Origin of the sequence: Brochothrix campestris (genome assembly GCF_046058945.1) — a bacterium.
Taxonomy (GTDB): Bacteria; Bacillota; Bacilli; order Lactobacillales; family Listeriaceae; genus Brochothrix; species Brochothrix campestris.
The window spans coordinates 1,096,994-1,115,087 of sequence record NZ_CP175511.1 but is presented as its reverse complement, the minus strand read 5'-3'; the positions used below and the strand labels follow the sequence as shown (position 1 = coordinate 1,115,087).

Annotated in this window: 18 protein-coding genes; all 18 read right to left on the bottom strand. The window is 42.9% G+C overall.

Annotated elements, in window-relative coordinates; translation table 11 throughout:
• Window positions 1-153: 153 nt before the first annotated feature.
• Window positions 154-1,353, bottom strand: a complete 1,200-nt coding sequence (locus ACJYYY_RS05560) for an MFS transporter (protein WP_035315181.1) — start codon at window positions 1,351-1,353, stop codon at window positions 154-156.
• Window positions 1,354-1,597: 244 nt separating this feature from the next.
• Complete coding sequence (locus ACJYYY_RS05555; RefSeq protein ID WP_035315180.1) at window positions 1,598-2,209, bottom strand: hypothetical protein; 612 nt, start codon at window positions 2,207-2,209, stop codon at window positions 1,598-1,600.
• Between the two features lie 15 nt (window positions 2,210-2,224).
• Entirely contained in the window at window positions 2,225-2,842 is a 618-nt protein-coding gene (locus ACJYYY_RS05550; RefSeq protein ID WP_035315179.1) for a hypothetical protein, read from the bottom strand.
• 34 nt (window positions 2,843-2,876) lie between these two features.
• A complete protein-coding gene (locus ACJYYY_RS05545) occupies window positions 2,877-3,482 on the bottom strand; it encodes a hypothetical protein (protein WP_035315178.1) in 606 nt (201 codons plus the stop codon).
• Window positions 3,483-3,549: 67 nt separating this feature from the next.
• Complete coding sequence (locus ACJYYY_RS05540) at window positions 3,550-4,167, bottom strand: hypothetical protein (RefSeq protein WP_035315176.1); 618 nt, start codon at window positions 4,165-4,167, stop codon at window positions 3,550-3,552.
• 112 nt (window positions 4,168-4,279) lie between these two features.
• A complete protein-coding gene (pyrE, locus tag ACJYYY_RS05535; RefSeq protein WP_035315175.1) occupies window positions 4,280-4,909 on the bottom strand; it encodes an orotate phosphoribosyltransferase in 630 nt (209 codons plus the stop codon).
• 2 nt (window positions 4,910-4,911) lie between these two features.
• Window positions 4,912-5,613 (bottom strand): orotidine-5'-phosphate decarboxylase, encoded by a 702-nt coding sequence (gene pyrF / locus ACJYYY_RS05530; RefSeq protein WP_035315173.1) that lies wholly within the window; start codon window positions 5,611-5,613, stop codon window positions 4,912-4,914.
• Entirely contained in the window at window positions 5,606-6,532 is a 927-nt protein-coding gene (locus ACJYYY_RS05525; protein WP_035315172.1) for a dihydroorotate dehydrogenase, read from the bottom strand. The genes pyrF and ACJYYY_RS05525 overlap by 8 nt, the downstream gene beginning before the upstream one ends.
• Window positions 6,529-7,293 (bottom strand): dihydroorotate dehydrogenase electron transfer subunit, encoded by a 765-nt coding sequence (locus tag ACJYYY_RS05520; RefSeq protein WP_035315170.1) that lies wholly within the window; start codon window positions 7,291-7,293, stop codon window positions 6,529-6,531. Before ACJYYY_RS05520 ends, ACJYYY_RS05525 begins: the two co-directional genes overlap by 4 nt.
• Window positions 7,294-7,480: 187 nt before the next feature.
• A complete protein-coding gene (gene carB / locus ACJYYY_RS05515) occupies window positions 7,481-10,657 on the bottom strand; it encodes a carbamoyl-phosphate synthase large subunit (protein WP_035315169.1) in 3,177 nt (1,058 codons plus the stop codon).
• Complete coding sequence (locus ACJYYY_RS05510) at window positions 10,650-11,741, bottom strand: carbamoyl phosphate synthase small subunit (RefSeq protein ID WP_035315168.1); 1,092 nt, start codon at window positions 11,739-11,741, stop codon at window positions 10,650-10,652. The genes carB and ACJYYY_RS05510 overlap by 8 nt, the downstream gene beginning before the upstream one ends.
• 13 nt (window positions 11,742-11,754) lie before the next feature.
• Window positions 11,755-13,041, bottom strand: coding sequence for a dihydroorotase (locus ACJYYY_RS05505; protein WP_035315166.1), 1,287 nt, complete (start codon window positions 13,039-13,041; stop codon window positions 11,755-11,757).
• A 13-nt stretch (window positions 13,042-13,054) separates the two neighbouring features.
• A complete protein-coding gene (locus ACJYYY_RS05500) occupies window positions 13,055-13,933 on the bottom strand; it encodes an aspartate carbamoyltransferase catalytic subunit (protein ID WP_035315165.1) in 879 nt (292 codons plus the stop codon).
• Window positions 13,934-13,946: 13 nt separating this feature from the next.
• Entirely contained in the window at window positions 13,947-15,221 is a 1,275-nt protein-coding gene (locus ACJYYY_RS05495; protein ID WP_035315163.1) for a uracil-xanthine permease family protein, read from the bottom strand.
• Window positions 15,222-15,352: 131 nt separating this feature from the next.
• Window positions 15,353-15,907: a bifunctional pyr operon transcriptional regulator/uracil phosphoribosyltransferase PyrR gene (pyrR, locus tag ACJYYY_RS05490; RefSeq protein WP_035315161.1), complete on the bottom strand. Its 555-nt coding sequence runs from the start codon at window positions 15,905-15,907 to the stop codon at window positions 15,353-15,355.
• Between the two features lie 231 nt (window positions 15,908-16,138).
• Window positions 16,139-16,624 (bottom strand): MepB family protein, encoded by a 486-nt coding sequence (locus ACJYYY_RS05485; RefSeq protein WP_035315159.1) that lies wholly within the window; start codon window positions 16,622-16,624, stop codon window positions 16,139-16,141.
• A 50-nt stretch (window positions 16,625-16,674) separates the two neighbouring features.
• Window positions 16,675-17,607 carry an RluA family pseudouridine synthase gene (locus ACJYYY_RS05480; RefSeq protein ID WP_408605191.1) on the bottom strand — a complete coding sequence of 311 codons (933 nt, stop codon included), beginning with the start codon at window positions 17,605-17,607 and terminating at the stop codon, window positions 16,675-16,677.
• Window positions 17,600-18,094, bottom strand: a complete 495-nt coding sequence (gene lspA / locus ACJYYY_RS05475; protein WP_035315158.1) for a signal peptidase II — start codon at window positions 18,092-18,094, stop codon at window positions 17,600-17,602. The genes ACJYYY_RS05480 and lspA overlap by 8 nt, the downstream gene beginning before the upstream one ends.

Below are 18,094 nucleotides of genomic sequence, written 5' to 3'. Positions count from 1 at the left end.
TAACTTATTCTTGCAATTCATGAAATAATTTTTTTAACTATCTTATTACCTTTTACACAGCAAAAAAACAGCCCTTTCAGGCTGTTCTCATCAATCATTCATTTTTGGTCTTAACAGCGGTTACACTTTCCTTTTTTATGGTGACACATGCTGTTATTCCAACTCTGTTTGTTTCGTTTCCGTCCCTAAAAACAGCACGGCTAGTACACCAATAACAATGACACCACAAAACAAGGTGAAAATCGTGTTAATCGCGGTGCCATTTGAAAGCATCATTCCGACCATCAACGGTCCTAACACCCCTCCCAAACGGCCGACAGCAGCCGCCATACCTGTTCCAGTGCCACGAATGTTTGTGGGGTACTGTTCGGGGGAATACGCGTATAAGGCGCCCCAAGCCCCTAAATTAAAGAACGATAAAAACATCCCTGAAACGAGCAACATTGCGGTTGTATCCGCATTACCAAACACAAAGGCAGAAACAGCGGTACCACTTAAATAAGCGACAAGGACGAATTTACGGCCCGCACGCTCAATTAACCAGGCAGCTGTAAAATAACCTGGCAGTTGTGCTAATGTCATAATCAGCACATACTCAAAACTTTTGATCATACTAAAGCCCTTCATTGTCATCACAGAAGGCAGCCATAAAAACATGCCATAATAGGATAAAACAACCGTGAACCAAACAATCCATAACATCAATGTTCGTTTAGCATATTGTTTTGACCAAACAGACGCGATTTTTTGTGACATCCGCAACGTATCCTTTTGTTGGGCTGTGAAACGCGGCGAATCGGGCATATGTATTCGAATATAGATGGCATAAAGCGCTGGCAACGCCGTCAGTAACAAGGCGATTCGCCAGCCATAATGTGGAATAATAAAGTAAGAAATTAAAGCGGCAATCAGCCAACCACCTGCCCAAAAACTCTCGAGTAACACGACGATTCGGCCACGTTCATGGGCAGCGACGCTTTCTGATACAAGTGTTGATGCGACAGGCAATTCGCCACCTAAACCCATCCCCGCAATAAAACGAAGCACCATAAAAGTGGCGAGTGAGGTCGTAAACGCCGATAAGCCATTGGCGACTGAAAAGACAATCAATGTTAGCATGAAGATATTTTTGCGGCCAACCTTGTCAGCATAAATACCAAAAACAAATGCACCAACAGCCATTCCGATTGAATTGACACTGCCAATCCAGCCCATTTCAGTCGGGGTTAACTGCCATTCGACCGCTAATGCAGCGATTACAAATGATAGTATCCCGACATCCATTGCATCAAACAACCAACCAAATCCTGCTACACCTAACAATTTTTTTCGTGAGATCTCTTTTTGTTCCATCAAAAGCCTCCCTTAGTACGATATTGTTTAAATATATCTAAAGTTTCTTATTTATACAAGCTTTTATTAACGGATGAACCACTAAAAAAAGCGCCACCTTATTGATGGCACTCCAGATTGTAGACAAAGTCCAAACAGACTTCAGTGTCTTTCGACTCTATGACTGTCACTTTGTTTGCGAAATAATATGACTGAATAGATAGGTTGTTCTATCGTCGCGTTTAATCGACCAGAAGCTTTCATTTTATTGTTCTAATCGGACGGACATCAAATAAACCATGTCAAACTGATTGATAAAGTCCGCATCTTTTTCAGCTCGTAAATAGTTTTTAAAAGAGACGGAATTATCACTAGCGGCTTCATTTTTACCAAACCCAACGAAACCAATGGTGTTGTCCTTCGTTAAATCACTACTTCCGATAAAGACCGAACCATTTTTGATGGTCTCTTGCTTACTCTGACGACTAAAAGAGTAAGCGGTACTGCTTGTTGCTCCTTTGCTTAATGACTTGATGCTCACCTTACCTGCATCTTCATCATTGATAAAGAAACTAACAAACCCCTTTACATCATTGTTTGCCAGTTTCAGCTCAGCTGTTTCGACCAGTTCACCTTTTTTATACTGTGTAATTGTATAGATGAATGCTTTGTTTTTATCTGTGGGACTCAGTTGAAACTTAAATGGATTATAGGCAGTCGCTTCCAATTCATCTGCTAAATCCTCAATTTGATTCGTCTCATCGGCACTGCTTATTTTCGTTGTTTGTGGGGTTCTCAACCCCAAATACAACGCAAGGCAGATTCCGAGCACGATAGCAAAACTGATGATGATAAACAGTCCTCTTTTTTTACTCATCTTATGACACTCCTTTTAGTTTAGTTCTGGCAGTTGAATCAATTGTGCCGATACGACAAGCAACCCGCTTAAGTTGGCTAGACGCTGATCGCCTTTTTTAGTCAAGCTCGCAATGGCCTCTCGTTGTTCCGCTGTCACCGGTTGTTCTGCGCTTGCTTCAGCATAAGAAGCAATAGCAGTCGGTTTCGTCGTAGAAAAAACCGTTTTTTTCGTTAAAAGCGACTCATTCATTGTCAGCTGTGCTTGCGGTCGTTGCCATTTAATTGGAGCTGTATGGGCGGCAAGGCTGCCGGATTTCAATGTCAATTCAATCGTGTCATCCAACTGTTTGAGACTAAGTTCAAACGCTCCGCTTTTTGTCAGACCCGCTTGAATTGGAGCGTACGTATCGATGTATTTCCCATCCTCATAACGTGCCATCGTCAGTTTAACACCAGGTGACTTTTTTTCAGCTTGCTTACTCAAAGAAAAATGATAATGCTGTTGCAAGACTAAACCTGCAGCAACCATATCATCTGCCAAAGGTTGGGCTGTTAGCGTCGATGTTGTCGGTTTTTGCACAAAAATGACACTAACACTCAGACATGCAACAAGAAAAATACACACTAATAAACTTATTTGTCGTTTAGTCATTGTCTCGTCCCCCTGTTCAAATCGGAGCGTATAGTTATTTAGCGACTAACTTTACAGAAAACACATACAGATAGTCAAAGGCTGCGAGCTGTTTATTATTAGCTGCAGTCGCTTGTTCAATCGCATCTTTATCAGCTGTAGTCGCCGTAAGGTTTGTTTTAAACGCTTCGCCATAAAAGGCAATCGGTTGGTAATCACTGAACGATAATGGTGTTTTTTTCTCAGCGAGAAGCGTCATGCCCGTTGCACTCGCAATCGGTTGGTCATGCGTAATTTTGGACCATTCGACCTTTGTTTTACCGTCACTCATCATCGGATAGATTATTTGATTATCTGTCACGACACTCAAGGTGAATTTACCGGCCTTTTTAATCGGTAAGTATTGTACATCGCTTTCTCCGATATACCTGCCCGCTTCATAATAGGACATTTTGACAGCGACTTGATTGGCTTTCTTTTTATCAGTGGGCTTCAATTGATAATGATAGCCTGTTGCTAACGCCATCTTCGTTTTAAACTTTTCAGTTAATGGTTGATCCTCAATGTATGATTCTTTCGTTGGCGTGAAATAATTAAAATACACACTCACACCTAGCACGATAATTAGTGTCCCTAAAATCCACTTCGTTCTGTTACGCATGTCATCCTCACCCATCTGTTAGTTTGTTTGTCTGTTTGTGCGTTTCTTAGTCCCCTATACGCTAGTGTTAGTTAAACTTGAATTGTGCCGTAAAAATGTATAAATCATCGTAAGCCGCTAACGCTTTAATCGTTGCCTTTTCCTGATTGTACTTTCCAATTAAAGCGGCATCTTCTTTGAGTGATAACACGCGTTTATTATCGTCTTGTTTATAAGCATAGCCAATCACTGGTTTTTCACTAATATTTACTTTCTTTTTTAACGTCCCATCGGTGATGAATTGGTCTTTTTCAGCCAGTTTAACAGCTGGTGTTGGCCATTTGGTGATGGTTGCATTGTTGACTAAACTCAGTTCGTAAGCGGTCGTCGCAAGGTTCGCTTGATCATATAAAAATGAAATCATCAAATCCCCTTTTTTTTCATTTAGCCCGGTCTGTAACGCAACTGGTTTGGCCACCTGCTTGCCTTTTTTGTAATGGTGTAAGGTTACCACCAATGTTTTTTCGGCATCTGCTTTGGCGAGACGATAATCAGCACCAATTAAATGCGTCACACCCTTCCATTCATCCGCTCCGACAAGATCATTACTCTTAATCGTGCTCTCGGTCGGTGCTTTAAAAAAGAGCCAAATGCCCCCTACAATAAAAAAAAGTAAAACAACTGCAATTATACTGTTACGTTTCATCTTCCCACCCTCTCATACCCTTTATTTTAACATAGAAAGCGCTTTAATATTATAGACAAAAAGTAACAAATAAAAAGCGGCTATCCCTTGGATAACCGCTCCATTTTATTTTTTAGCTCAACCACTTTTCTGGATCTTTATTCCACTCACGTAAAGTTGCCAAGTCTTCTGCTTGAACAACACCTTCTGCCGCAGCAACTTCAAGTAAAGTCGAATAGTTAGTTAACGTTAGCAGCGGGATGTTCGCCGCACTTAAATTACGACCCGCAACTGCGAGTTCGTATGTGAAGATAGCTGCTATTGCCACTACTTCTGAACCTGCTTCTTCAACCGCTCTAGCAGCTTTTAAACACGAACCTGCTGTTGAGATTAAATCTTCAATCATCACGACTTTTTTACCGGGAGCTAAGGGACCTTCGATTTGTTTCCCTTTGCCGTGATTCTTCGGTTCAGAACGGACATAAATCATTGGTAAATCTAATTCTTCAGCAATAAAAGCAGCATGGGGAATCCCCGCAGTTGCTGTGCCTGCAATCACATCGACATCAGGGAAAGCTGCCTTAATTTTAGCAGCTAAACCTTTTGCAATATCACGACGAACCGCTGGAAAACCAAGTGTCATTCGGTTGTCACAATAGATTGGTGATTTAATGCCTGATGCCCACGTGAATGGTTCTGTCGGTTTTAAGAAAACCGCCTCGATATCTAATAAATGTTTCGCAATTTGTTTGTCAATTGTCATCGTTAAACACTCCATTCCGTTAAAATTTGGTGATAAGCTGATAGAGGATCGGGTGCCGTAGTAATTGGACGACCAACCACAATATGAGTTGAACCGTTCGCACGGGCCTGTTGTGGTGTCATAATTCGACGTTGGTCACCAGCGGCAAAATGGGCCGGACGTATCCCCGGTGTCACACGTAAAAAGTTGCTCTTAGTTGCTTCACCAATCGCACGAGCTTCATGCGCCGAGCAGACGACACCGTCTAATCCAGCTGCAAACGTTGAGCTCGCATAATGTACAACTGATTCCAACAAAGGTACACGCAGCAATTGATCTCGTTGCATTTCTGCTTCAGATGTTGATGTCAGTTGGGTTACCGCAATCAGTTGTGGCTGATGCCCCGCTGCCGACCCTTGGATTAAACCTTCTTTGGCTGCTGCCATCATCCGCTGACCTCCGGCCGCATGAACATTGACCATATCGACACCTGAACGTGCTAAGTTTGCCATTGCTCGTTGCACTGTATTCGGAATATCGTGGCATTTCAAGTCCAGAAAAACGTCATGTCCCTGTGCTTTAATCGCTTCAATCAGACCTGCACCTTCGGCATAGAAAAGTTCCATACCGACTTTCACGAATAATTTCTCTTGGTTAAATTGTTCTAAAAAAGCAAGCGTATCCTGGCGCGACGAAAAATCGAGCGCGATAATTGGTTTAGACATGTCGTGCCTCCTTCACTTCGGCAATCAATTGTTCAATTGATGCAATATTGTATTTCGCTAAAGCAGCTGGTAATTGTTCGATTAACTGTGGACAAATAAAGGGATTCGTAAAGTTTTCCGTTCCAATTGCGACAGCTGATGCCCCCGCCATAATGAATTCAAGCACATCTTCAACTGTACGAATACCGCCCATTCCGATAATCGGAATATCGACGACAGCACTGACCTGTTTAATCATACGGATGGCAACTGGCTTAATCGCCGGTCCACTCAAACCACCTGTTTGATTTGCAATTACCGGTTGACGTGTTTTAAGGTCTAATCGCATCCCCAGCAATGTATTAATCATCGTTAAACCATCCGCCCCACCCTCTGCCATTGCTTGTGCAATTGGCACAATATCAGTGACATTTGGACTCATCTTCACATAAATTGGTACAGCAGAGACAGCTTTCACTGCTTTCGTTAAACGATAAGCAGTTTCTGGGTCAGTCCCAAAAGCAATCCCTCCATGTTTCACATTCGGACAACTGACATTTAATTCAATCGCCTTCACGTTCGGTGCCTGTGAGATCGCAGCACACACTTTAATGTAATCTTCTTCAGTCGAACCGGCCACGTTGGCAATAATCGGCGTGTCACACACGCTTGCTAACCAAGGCAGTTCTGCTTGCATCACCTTTTGCAGTCCGGGATTTTGCAACCCAATCGCATTCAGCATACCGCTTGGTGTTTCGGCAATCCGGGGTGTTGGATTACCGTAACGCGGTTCAGGTGTAGTCGCTTTAATCATCATCGATCCTAATAAGTTAAGGTCAAAAAACTGAGCGTATTCACGGCCAAAACCGAAGCAACCAGACGCGGGCATAATTGGATTTTTCAGCTCTAAACCGGGTAAGGAAACACTTAATTGACTCATAGTTCAACCTCCCCTGTTTTGAAAACCGGACCATCGACGCAAATCTTTTTCGATTCATTACGATCACCGTCTGCTTTATGACACACACAGGCATAACAAGCCCCAATCCCACATGCCATGCGTTCTTCTAATGAAATAAAAGCCCGTTTTGTTAACAGACGATCATTTAAAACACGCAACATTGGCGTTGGCCCACAGGAGTAATATGTATCTGCTTCAGGAATGTCATCCATAATTGTTGTGACAAATCCTTTTGTGCCGTGTGAGCCATCAGCTGTTGCTACATGAACATCACCAAGGGCTGCAAATTTTTCTTCGTAAAAAACAGCGTCTTCGGAATTGAACCCGAGTACAGTCACCACTTCAGCACCTTTGGCTTTTAATTCACATGCCACTTCATACAATGGTGGCACACCAATCCCGCCACCAATTAGCATCGCTGTTTCCCCAGCCAATGTTTCTTCGACCGGAAAACCTTTACCTAACGGTCCGATAACATCGAGTAAGTCACCTACTTTTACATCAGCAAACGTTTGTGTTCCTTCACCATCGACGCGATAAATAATTGTACATTGACGCTGCGCTTTGTCGATTTTAGCAACACTGATGGGACGGCGTAACAATAGATCTGAACGTGTCGGTTTAATATTAATAAACTGCCCCGCTTCCATCTCGGTTACCATCTCACCTGCTAAAATAAGCTCGTAAACGCGCTCGGCGATTTCTTTTTGCTGAATGACGGTCATTTGTTCAATTCTCATTTTTACACCCCTTTAAACTTAATGTGGAATCAACCGTTTAGAACTGCAGAAATTGGAACATCCGAGTGTGCCGATTATTTCCCATCGGCAAGCGAGGAAGTGAAATTTCCGAAGTTCTGGTTGACGCAACTGGAAAAATCTTAATGTGGAATCAACCTGATAGAAGCAACTAACGATTCAAATCCGCTTACATCTCAGTTACTGAGAACGAACGTGATTCCATTACTTGTAAAATCGCATCAGCTGTATCGAATGATGTGAAGATCGGCACACCATTTTCAACTGATTCACGGCGGATTTGAAACCCATCGCGTTGCGGCTCTTTACCGCGTGTTAATGTATTGATGACAGCCTGTACTTTGCCACCGCGGATCCAATCGATTAACGTTTCACCGTCTTCACCAATTTTATTCACTTCTTTAACAGCAATGTTCATGTCGCGTAAGAACGAGGCCGTTCCTTTTGTTGCCACAATGCCGTATCCAATCGCCGAGAAACGTTTCACTAATGCAGCCGCTTCTTCTTTATCGCGATCGTTTACAGTCACTAACACCGTCCCGAATTCTTTCATTTTTAAGCCCGATGCTGCAAAACCTTTGTAAAGTGCTTTTTCTAACGTCGTATCTTTACCCATGACTTCACCAGTTGATTTCATTTCAGGTCCGAGTGAGGTATCTACTGAACGAAGTTTCGCGAATGAAAACACCGGTAATTTCACAAATACGTTTGGTTTCTCAGGCGCTAAACCATTTTGGTAACCTTGACTCTGGAGTGATTGTCCTAAAATAACCTTCGTTGCGACGTTTGCCATCGGAATGTCGGTAATCTTGCTCAGGAACGGTGCTGTTCGACTTGCACGCGGATTGACTTCAATCACAAACACTTCGTCTTTCGAGATAACATATTGAATGTTCATCATCCCGCGAATGTTTAACCCATGTGCTAGGCGTGTTGTGTAATCGACAATCGTATCTTTATGTGCTTGTGATAAGCGTTGTGGTGGATAAACGGCAATCGAGTCACCTGAATGGACGCCGGCACGTTCAATGTGTTCCATAATACCAGGAATGAGCACGTCTGTTCCATCACAAATCGCGTCTACTTCAACCTCTTGACCGACTAAGTAACGATCGACCAAAACGGGATGTTTCGGATTAACCTTCACCGCATTTGTCATGTACTGATGTAGTTCTTCTTGTGATTCAACGATTTCCATCGCACGACCCCCAAGGACATACGAAGGACGTACTAAGACTGGATAGCCGATTTGCGTTGCAATCGTAATCGCTTCTGTTACGGATGTTGCAGTGCGTCCTGCTGGCATCGGAATGTTCAAACTTGTTAGTTTTTGCTCAAAACGGTCACGGTTTTCAGCCAAGTCAATGCTGTCTAACGATGTTCCGATGATGTTTACGCCACGTGCTTCTAATCCTTCTGCTAAGTTAATCGCTGTTTGTCCACCGAATTGAACGACCACGCCTTTCGGTTGCTCTAAATCGATAATGTGCATGACATCCTCAACTGTTAATGGTTCAAAGTAGAGTTTATCTGAAATACTGAAGTCAGTTGAGACTGTTTCAGGGTTACTGTTGATAATAATCGCTTCATAGCCTGCTTGTTGAATCGCCCACACTGAATGCACTGTTGCGTAGTCAAATTCTACCCCTTGTCCGATTCGAATCGGGCCTGATCCTAACACTATCACAGATTCTTTATCCGACTTCACTGATTCTGTTTCATACTCGTATGCGCTGTAGAAATACGGTGTGCGCGATTCAAACTCAGCAGCACAGGTATCAACCATTTTAAAGACTGGCATGAGGTTATTTGCGCGTCTTAAGTCGTAAACTGCCACTTCTTCCCAATCCCAGATTTTAGCAATTTGTTCATCACCAAATCCGAGGTTTTTAGCCGCTTCTAACGTATCAATGTCACCGATGCTGGCTGCTAGTTCATGTTCGAATTGAACAATTTTGTTGAACTTATAAAGGAAGAACAAATCGATTTTAGTCATCTCATGTAAGGTCTCAATCGTATAACCACGACGCATTGCTTCTGTTAAATAATACAGACGATTATCATTTGCAACACGGATGTTTTGTTCAAGTGTTGCTGTATCTGCTTTTTCAGCATCATCCGTATGTAAATAGGTCGTGCCGTTTTCCATCGAACGAACAGCCTTCATCATCGACTCTTCAAACGTTCGACCAATTGCCATCACTTCACCGGTTGCTTTCATCTGCGTACCAAGCTCACGGTTAGCTGATTCAAACTTATCAAATGGGAAACGGGCAATCTTGGAAACAACATAATCAAGTGTTGGTTCAAAAGCCGCGTAAGTTGTTCCTGTCACAGGGTTTTTCATTTCACTCAGCGTTAGACCAACAGCAATTTTCGCTGCTAATTTAGCAATCGGATAACCGGTTGCTTTTGAAGCAAGTGCTGACGAACGAGATACCCGTGGGTTAACTTCGATGATGTAGTAGTTGTAACTGTCTGGGTCTAACGCTAACTGAACATTACAGCCACCTTCGATCCCGAGGGCACGAATGATTTTAAGTGACGCATCACGTAACATTTGATATTCGCGATCAGAGAGTGTTTGACTTGGTGCCACAACGATGGAGTCACCTGTATGAACGCCGACAGGGTCAATGTTTTCCATGTTACAGACAACAATCGCATCATCGGTTGAATCGCGCATCACCTCATACTCGACTTCTTTATAGCCGGCAATCGAGCGTTCTAGCAAACATTGCGTCACAGGACTTAATTTCAAACCCCCTTCAACAATTTCAATCAATTCGGCTTCATTGGCACAAATCCCACCACCCGTACCACCTAATGTATAAGCTGGACGTACAATAAGTGGATAACCAATCTCGTTGGCAAAGGCAACCGCTTCAGCCACTGTGTGAATAATGTCACTGTCTGGTACCGGTTCGTTGAGGTCGTTCATTAGCGTACGGAATTCTTCACGATCCTCTGCTTTTTGAATCGCATCTAATTTTGTCCCTAACACTTCAACGTTACATTCGTCTAACACACCAGCCTCATGTAAGCTCATCGCCATATTTAAACCCGTTTGACCACCTAAAGTAGGTAAAATGGCATCTGGACGTTCTTTTCGAATGATCCGTGAAACGAATTCAAGTGAAATTGGTTCGATGTAGACCTTATCGGCAATTTCCTTATCCGTCATAATCGTTGCTGGATTGGAGTTAATTAAAACGACGCTGTACCCTTCTTCTTTTAATGCTAGACACGCTTGCGTGCCTGCATAGTCAAATTCAGCTGCTTGCCCAATAATAATCGGACCTGAACCAATCACCAAAATTTTATTTATGTCTGTACGTTTAGGCATGCTCATTTCCCCCTTTTGCTGTATCCATCAATTGCATGAAACGGTCGAATAAGTAGTTCGCGTCACTTGGTCCTGGTGCTGACTCAGGATGGTACTGCACTGAGAACACCGGTGCTGTTTTATGTTTTAAGCCTTCGTTCGTACCATCATTTAATTCACGATGCGTTACGACGAGGTCTGTGCCTGCTAGCGAATTTTCATCAACTGCAAAACCGTGGTTTTGTGACGTGAAGTCAACGCGTCCTGTGGCCACATCTTGGACCGGATGATTGGCACCACGATGGCCGAATTTCATTTTATACGTTTTCGCACCATTTGCGAGTGCAATGAGTTGGTGTCCTAAGCAAATACCAAAGATGGGAATGTCACCTTGGATGTCGCGAATCATTTCAAGTGCGTCAGGAACGTCGGTTGGGTTCCCTGGCCCATTTGATAACATCACACCATCAGGATGGAGGCGACGAATTTGATCTGCCGTCGTGTTATACGGCATAATAATGACATCACATTGACGTGCATTTAACTCACGTAAGATGCTGTGTTTCATGCCGAAGTCAATCAACACAACGCGGCGACCACTTCCTGGGCTCGGATAAGCTTTTGTTGGTGATACTTGACGGATTTGATCGGTTGGCAGTTTCGATGCCTTTGCACGGTTAACCATTTCTTCAACCGATTGATCACTGTTGGCGATTACCCCTTTAAGAGTCCCGTGCTCACGAATCAAGCGTGTTAAAAAGCGTGTATCAATTCCACTAATTCCCGGAATATCTTTTGCTTTTAAGAACGTATCCAATGTTTCTTGGTTACGCCAGTTCGATGCAAATTCGGCTGCTTCTTTCACAATCACGCCTTTTACGACTGGTTCAATTGATTCAAAATCGTCACGGTTGATCCCATAATTCCCGATTAAAGGATACGTAAAGGTAATAATTTGACCTGAGTACGACGGGTCAGTAATTGTTTCTTGATAGCCTGTCATTCCTGTGTTAAAAACAACTTCACCGAAGGCGTCCTTCATGCTACCAAACGCGCGACCTTTTAAAACGGTACCATCTTCTAATACGAGCATACGATTTTTCATCTCTTGTTCCCCCTTAGTTTTCTTGCCAAACGGTCTTGCCGTTATAAAGTGTGCGAACCGGCCAACCGTAACAGGTTTGTCCGGTGTACGGTGTGTTTTTACCGAGTGATAAAAAGGCGGTCGCATCGATTGTTTTTTGTTTGTTTAAGTCGATTAAAACGATGTCGGCTGAGGCACCAACTGCCAGCGTGCCATATGGCAGACTAAACGTGTCAGCAACAGCCTGACTCATCCAATCGAGTAACTGCTTAAGTGTGAAAATCTTCGTTTTAACAAAGTGTGTATACAGTTGTGCAAAGGCGGTTTCACTGCCAACGATACCGAAGGCTGAATCTTCCATCTTGCCACATTTTTCATGTTCACAATGCGGGGCATGATCGGTTGAAATGCAATCAATTGTACCATCCATTAAGCCAGTGATTAACGCTTGGCGATCACGGGTCGCACGTAGTGGTGGGTTCATCTTCCAGTTGCCCGTGTTGGCAGTAATATCATTTTCGTCACTGATGAGATGATGTGGACACACCTCGCAAGTGACATGAATGCCAGCTGCTTTTGCATCACGAATGACTCGCACAGATTCGACTGTTGACACATGACACACATGATAATGCGCGCCTGTCGCTTCAGCCAGCAACACATCGCGAGCGATTTGCACCGATTCACAGACGCTTGGTATCCCTTTAACACCTAATTGTGCCGCGCGACGACCGTCATGCATTGATCCACCTAAAATGAGTGAATTATCTTCACAATGTGCCACAATCGCTTTATTGACACGGGCGGCCTCTGCCATTGCCTGATACATTGTTCCTGCCGACTGAACACCGACACCGTCGTCACTAAAGGCGAAGATGTCACTGGCTACGAGTTCATCGAAGTCGACTAATTGTTCAACCGATGCATTGGCGTCTAATGCCTTCGTAATCGCGGCGTACGGCAGCACCCTAATGTGTGAATCTTCTGAAATCAACTGATGCAACGCCTCTAAACGAGCGGCTGAATCCGGTACTGGATTGGTGTTAGGCATTGCACAGATTGTTGTAAAACCACCATGCGCTGCCGCCATCGTTCCTGACGAAATCGTTTCTTTTTGTTCGAACCCTGGTTCACGTAAGTGCATATGCACATCGATAAAACCAGGAGCGACGATTAAGTCGGTTGCATCAATGACTTCTTCACCTGCGATTGGCTTTACCTCAGCTCCGATTTCACTAATTTTGCCGTCTACGAGCCTAATATTCAAGCGGGTTGGTTCATTAAATTCATTGACGATATATCCGTTTACAATAACTGTCATGAAAAGGCCTCCTCTATTGTGTAATTGCTTCTAAAATTGCCATCCGTGCATACACGCCATTTTGCATTTGTGTCACAATCCGTGAGCGTTTGCTTTCTACTAACTCATCTGCGATTTCCACCCCACGATTGACAGGACTAGGATGCATAATAATCGCAGTCGCTTTCATTTGCTGTGCACGTTCGTTCGTAAGACCAAATTGTGCATGATAGTCTGTCTTTGTATCATCATTATTATTCTGATGACGTTCATGTTGCACACGTAGTAACATCACCACGTCCATCTCAGCAATCGCCTCATCAATTTCGCAGTATGAACCGTAAGTGTTAAACGACTCATCATAAAGTGCCGCTGGCCCACTAAAAAATAACTCAGCGCCTAATTGCTGTAACACATAAGCATTTGAACGAGCGACCCGGCTATGAGCTAAATCACCGCTAATGAGAATTTTCAAGCCAGCAATCGTGCCAAATTCTTCACGAATCGTCATTACATCAAGCAATGACTGTGATGGATGATGGCCACTGCCATCACCGCCGTTAATAATACTCATCTTCAGTTTATCAACCAACGGTTCGTAATAATTATTTTCACTGTGACGGATGACCACTGCTTCAACCCCAATAGCCTCAAGTGTTAACAAGGTGTCGTATAAGGTTTCACCCTTACTAATACTCGATTGTGAGGCATCAAAGGGAAGCACTTGCATCCCCAAGCGACGCTGTGCTACCTCGAAACTTAAATGTGTTCGTGTTGAATTTTCAAAAAAGAGATTGGCAATAAACCGTGGTTGCGGCTTTACAACCTCACCTTGCTTAAAGGCAAGCGCACGATCGAGTAACTGATGAATGTCATTGACACTTAACTGTTCAATTGCAACAAAATGTTTCATCTAACACACCCCTTTACGCTTCTTTGTTTGATTGTGGGATAATTAAGTTGATTAAAATACCGACGATGGCAGCCAATGACATCCCTTCCAGTTTAAGGTCTGAGCCTGCAAAGCTGATCATCACTCCACCGATACCAATGACTAATATTACTGAGGCAATCACGAGGTTGCGGTTATCGTCAAAGTCGATTTTATTATCGACTAATATTTTCATGCCATTAGCGGCGATAACACCGAACAGTAAGAACGATACCCCACCTAAGACTGACGCTGGAATAGAGTTAATAAAGGCACTTACGTAACCGATAAAGCCGAACAAGACAGCGAAGATTCCCGCACCTGCAATGACGTAAATACTGTACACCCGTGTAATTGCTAATACGCCTAAGTTTTCACCGTATGACGTTACCGGTGGTCCACCGATGAATGAAGCAATGACTGAAGCCATTCCGTCACCTAATAATGATTTATGTAAGCCTGGATCTTCGAAGAAGTTACGGTTCGTAATTTTATTAAGCACGAATTGATGACCCATATGTTCTGCCATTGTGACAAACGCGAGTGGCGCCATCAAGAGAATGACAGTTGGGTTGAAAATGGGTGTATCTGTAATGAATGGGAATGAAAAGTTTGGCACTGAGAACAATGAGGCATTGGCAACCGGCCCGAAATCAACGACACCAACACACACACTCACGATGTATCCGACAATAATACCGACTAAAATCGGGATAAGGCTTAAGATACCCTTAAAGAACATCATTGTGAAAATAGTGACTATTAAGGTAATACCAGCAATCATCAAACTTTGAACGCTGTAGTTTTCAACACCACCTGAGGTGTTCATTGCCATGCCTGCTGCTGTTGGCGCTAAACTTAAACCGATAACCATGATTACTGGTCCAACGACGATTGGTGGTAACACACGGTTCATCCAACCAATCCCGAACTTATAAACAATCAGCGAGATAATGGCATAGACGATTCCGACTGATAAGGTACCAACCATGATACCACCGTGTCCAAACTGCGAACCAATTACCTGTAAAGAGGCGATAAAGGTGAACGATGAGCCGAGATAGGCAGGTATTTTACCGCGGGTAATGAGGATGTAGGCCAATGAACCAAGACCACTTGAGACAAGGGCAACACCTGGGTCCATCCCTACAAGACGTGGTACAAGGACGGTTGAACCGAACATTGCGAATAAGTGCTGAATACTTAAAATTAACCATTGTGGGATTGTTGGTTTTTCGTGGATATCTAATACTGTTTTTCTAACTGTCATTTTATTTGCTCCTTTTTGTGTAAAAAAATAACTCTTATGAGAGGTCATAAGAGTTCACAGCAGCATAAGGTACAGATGTTCCTTGCTGGAGAACTCCTTCTTAGCCTCTCTGGACTAAATTAAAAGAGTTGTTATTGGGTTTTATCGATCAAGACTTCATCTTGTTCGAGTTTATCATATTCAAGTAAATGCACGTGCACACTTTCACTTTGCGCTGTCGGAATATTTTTACCGACATAATCAGCCCGAATTGGCAATTCACGATGACCACGGTCGACGAGAACAGCTAATTGAATTTGAGCGGGACGACCGACATCCATAATGGCATCCATCGCTGAACGAACCGTCCGACCAGTAAACAAGACGTCGTCAACGAGGACCACGGTTTTGCCATCGATTGAAAAAGGAATCGAATGTCCGTTATACGATGGTTGGATTTCTAGCGATGACGATTTATGGACGTCGTCACGGTACAAGGTAATATCGACATCACCAACGGGAACTTCGATGCCTTCGATTTGTTGCAAACGATTGGCAAAGCGTTGTGCTAAGAAAATACCTCGCGTTTTAATACCAATTAAGACGATATTTTCAATCCCCTTGTTTTTTTCGATAATTTCATACGTTAAACGAGTGATGGCACGGTGCATTGCTTGCTGGTCCATAATTTCAACAGTTTTCGACATTTTTTCACCTCTTTTAGTTGTAACCTTGCACGAAAAAAAACGCCTATGCGAGGGCATAAGCGTTTTTAACAGTAGCCAAACTACTGTTCTACAAAGGTAGTTTTACCCCTGTATACGATTCAATGCCTTCTTAGTCTCTCTGGACTAGGTTAAAGGTTATTTAAGTTATTTACATCATAACGCAGTTTAGGTTAAACGTCAAGAGCTTTTTATGATTAACTTGCTTATTGATTAATCTTTTCGATATAACTTACGAAGGTTTTCAAGCGCACCTAATTTTGTTAGATCAACAAAATACGGGAGCTGCCACGTCTGTGTGCTCGTTGCTGTCTTATTCAAGACCTTCTCCCATTGAGGATACACACGCATCGCCATCTTTCCCGCTTGCTTGGCATCGCGTAACACACCGTGAGTATGTAACACTTCCTTCGGGAAAACAAACTGCCCTTGCCGCTCGCCATCACTGATGACAACAACCAACTTCGCTGGGCTATCTGCTACGTGATAGGCTTGATTACGGAACTGCTCATCCTTTTGCCAAAATGCGACAAAATAACCGGCCTTTTTAGGCGTTCGCTTCGCCCGTCGTACTCGAAAAACAGACGAATCATACTGGAATACTGCCCCATCGTATGCTGCATTTTGCGGTTCTGCTTGCCATGAATGTGCCTCATTATTGATGAGGCCACATATTTGCGCTTGTGCTGTTGTTATCATCTGTAAGGCCTCCTAAAAAACCTCCCAGTTTACACCGGGAGGTTTCGTCATCAATTTTTTTCTAATTTAACAAGGCGACCGGCACGTAATGTTTCGATCATATCGTTAAAGTTTTTTGGTAGTGGTGCTTCAAAAGTCATTTTTTCACCTGTACGTGGATGTGTAAAGGCTAATGTTTTCGCATGTAAAAATTGACCATCTGTTCCGATTGTTTTCTTCGGACCATATTTAGGATCACCTGCAAGCGGATGTTCAATGTAACGGAAATGCACACGGATTTGGTGTGTACGTCCTGTTTCTAATTGACATTCAACGAGTGTGAAGTTGACAAAATGCTCCAATACTTCAAAATGCGATACAGCTGGTTTACCATGATCAACGACTGCCATTTTTTGACGATCAGTCTTAGATCGACCAACAGGGGCATCGATTGTTCCTTTTGAATGCGTAATTTCGCCATGAACAAGTGCTAAATAATGACGATCAGCTTTGTGATCTTTTAGTTCTTGCGCTAACGCAATATGCGCTTTATCATTTTTAGCAACCATCAACAAGCCAGATGTATCTTTATCAATACGATGAACAATCCCTGGACGGATAACGCCATTAATACTTGATAAATCTTTACAGTGATGCATTAAGGCATTCACTAACGTACCCGACGTATGACCAGCTGATGGATGAACAACCATTCCTTGTGGTTTATTTACGACGATAACATCCTCATCTTCATAAATAACATCAAGTGGAATATCTTCCGCTTCAATCACCAATTCTTCGGGCTCTTTAATCGCATAATCAATGATATCGTTTAATTGCACTTTATATTTAGCCTTTTTAACTTCGCCATTAACCGTGATGATACCATCTTTAACCATCGCAACTGCCTGCGTACGGCTAATTTCAGGGTCGACTGTGCTTAATGCCTTATCAAGACGTTGGTCAACAACCTCTTCTGTTACTGTCATTTGTTTTTTATTCAAAGTAATATTTTCCTCTCTGCTTGCTTTTCTTTTTGTTCCACTTGTCGCCAAAAAGAACATACACCATTAATACCACCACACCGATACTTAAGCACATGTCTGCTACATTAAAGATAGGGAAGTAATAGTTGCCCCAAATCGTTTGGATGAAATCAACCACTTCTTGGTAGCGAATCCGGTCTACTAAGTTGCCGACTGCCCCTGCTAAAATCAAACTCAAACTAAGATGAAGTGTAAAATGTTCTTTTTTATATTTATAAAATGCAAAAACAATTGCGAGTACTACCACCGTTGTTATAACATAAAATATACTCATGTGATCTTCTAAAATACCCCAAGCAGCGCCGCGATTTCTAATTGATGTGATGTACAAAAAATTAGGAATAACTTCAATTTGATCACCGAGATTAAGACGGCTCACAATTAACGCTTTCGTACCTTGATCGATTCCTAGAAGAGCTAACGCTAAAATGATGAATTTATACAT

Coding starts and splice junctions, on each gene's coding strand:
- ACJYYY_RS05540 (WP_035315176.1), bottom strand. CDS start 4,167: ATGAAACGTAACAGTATAATTGCAGTTGTTTTACTTTTTTTTATTGTA.
- lspA (WP_035315158.1), bottom strand. CDS start 18,094: ATGTATAAATTCATCATTTTAGCGTTAGCTCTTCTAGGAATCGATCAA.
- pyrR (WP_035315161.1), bottom strand. CDS start 15,907: ATGTCGAAAACTGTTGAAATTATGGACCAGCAAGCAATGCACCGTGCC.
- ACJYYY_RS05550 (WP_035315179.1), bottom strand. CDS start 2,842: ATGACTAAACGACAAATAAGTTTATTAGTGTGTATTTTTCTTGTTGCA.
- ACJYYY_RS05510 (WP_035315168.1), bottom strand. CDS start 11,741: ATGAAAAATCGTATGCTCGTATTAGAAGATGGTACCGTTTTAAAAGGT.
- ACJYYY_RS05560 (WP_035315181.1), bottom strand. CDS start 1,353: ATGGAACAAAAAGAGATCTCACGAAAAAAATTGTTAGGTGTAGCAGGA.
- ACJYYY_RS05500 (WP_035315165.1), bottom strand. CDS start 13,933: ATGAAACATTTTGTTGCAATTGAACAGTTAAGTGTCAATGACATTCAT.
- ACJYYY_RS05505 (WP_035315166.1), bottom strand. CDS start 13,041: ATGACAGTTATTGTAAACGGATATATCGTCAATGAATTTAATGAACCA.
- carB (WP_035315169.1), bottom strand. CDS start 10,657: ATGCCTAAACGTACAGACATAAATAAAATTTTGGTGATTGGTTCAGGT.
- ACJYYY_RS05555 (WP_035315180.1), bottom strand. CDS start 2,209: ATGAGTAAAAAAAGAGGACTGTTTATCATCATCAGTTTTGCTATCGTG.
- ACJYYY_RS05495 (WP_035315163.1), bottom strand. CDS start 15,221: ATGACAGTTAGAAAAACAGTATTAGATATCCACGAAAAACCAACAATC.
- pyrE (WP_035315175.1), bottom strand. CDS start 4,909: ATGACAATTGACAAACAAATTGCGAAACATTTATTAGATATCGAGGCG.
- ACJYYY_RS05525 (WP_035315172.1), bottom strand. CDS start 6,532: ATGAGTCAATTAAGTGTTTCCTTACCCGGTTTAGAGCTGAAAAATCCA.
- ACJYYY_RS05520 (WP_035315170.1), bottom strand. CDS start 7,293: ATGAGAATTGAACAAATGACCGTCATTCAGCAAAAAGAAATCGCCGAG.
- ACJYYY_RS05545 (WP_035315178.1), bottom strand. CDS start 3,482: ATGCGTAACAGAACGAAGTGGATTTTAGGGACACTAATTATCGTGCTA.
- ACJYYY_RS05485 (WP_035315159.1), bottom strand. CDS start 16,624: ATGATAACAACAGCACAAGCGCAAATATGTGGCCTCATCAATAATGAG.
- pyrF (WP_035315173.1), bottom strand. CDS start 5,613: ATGTCTAAACCAATTATCGCGCTCGATTTTTCGTCGCGCCAGGATACG.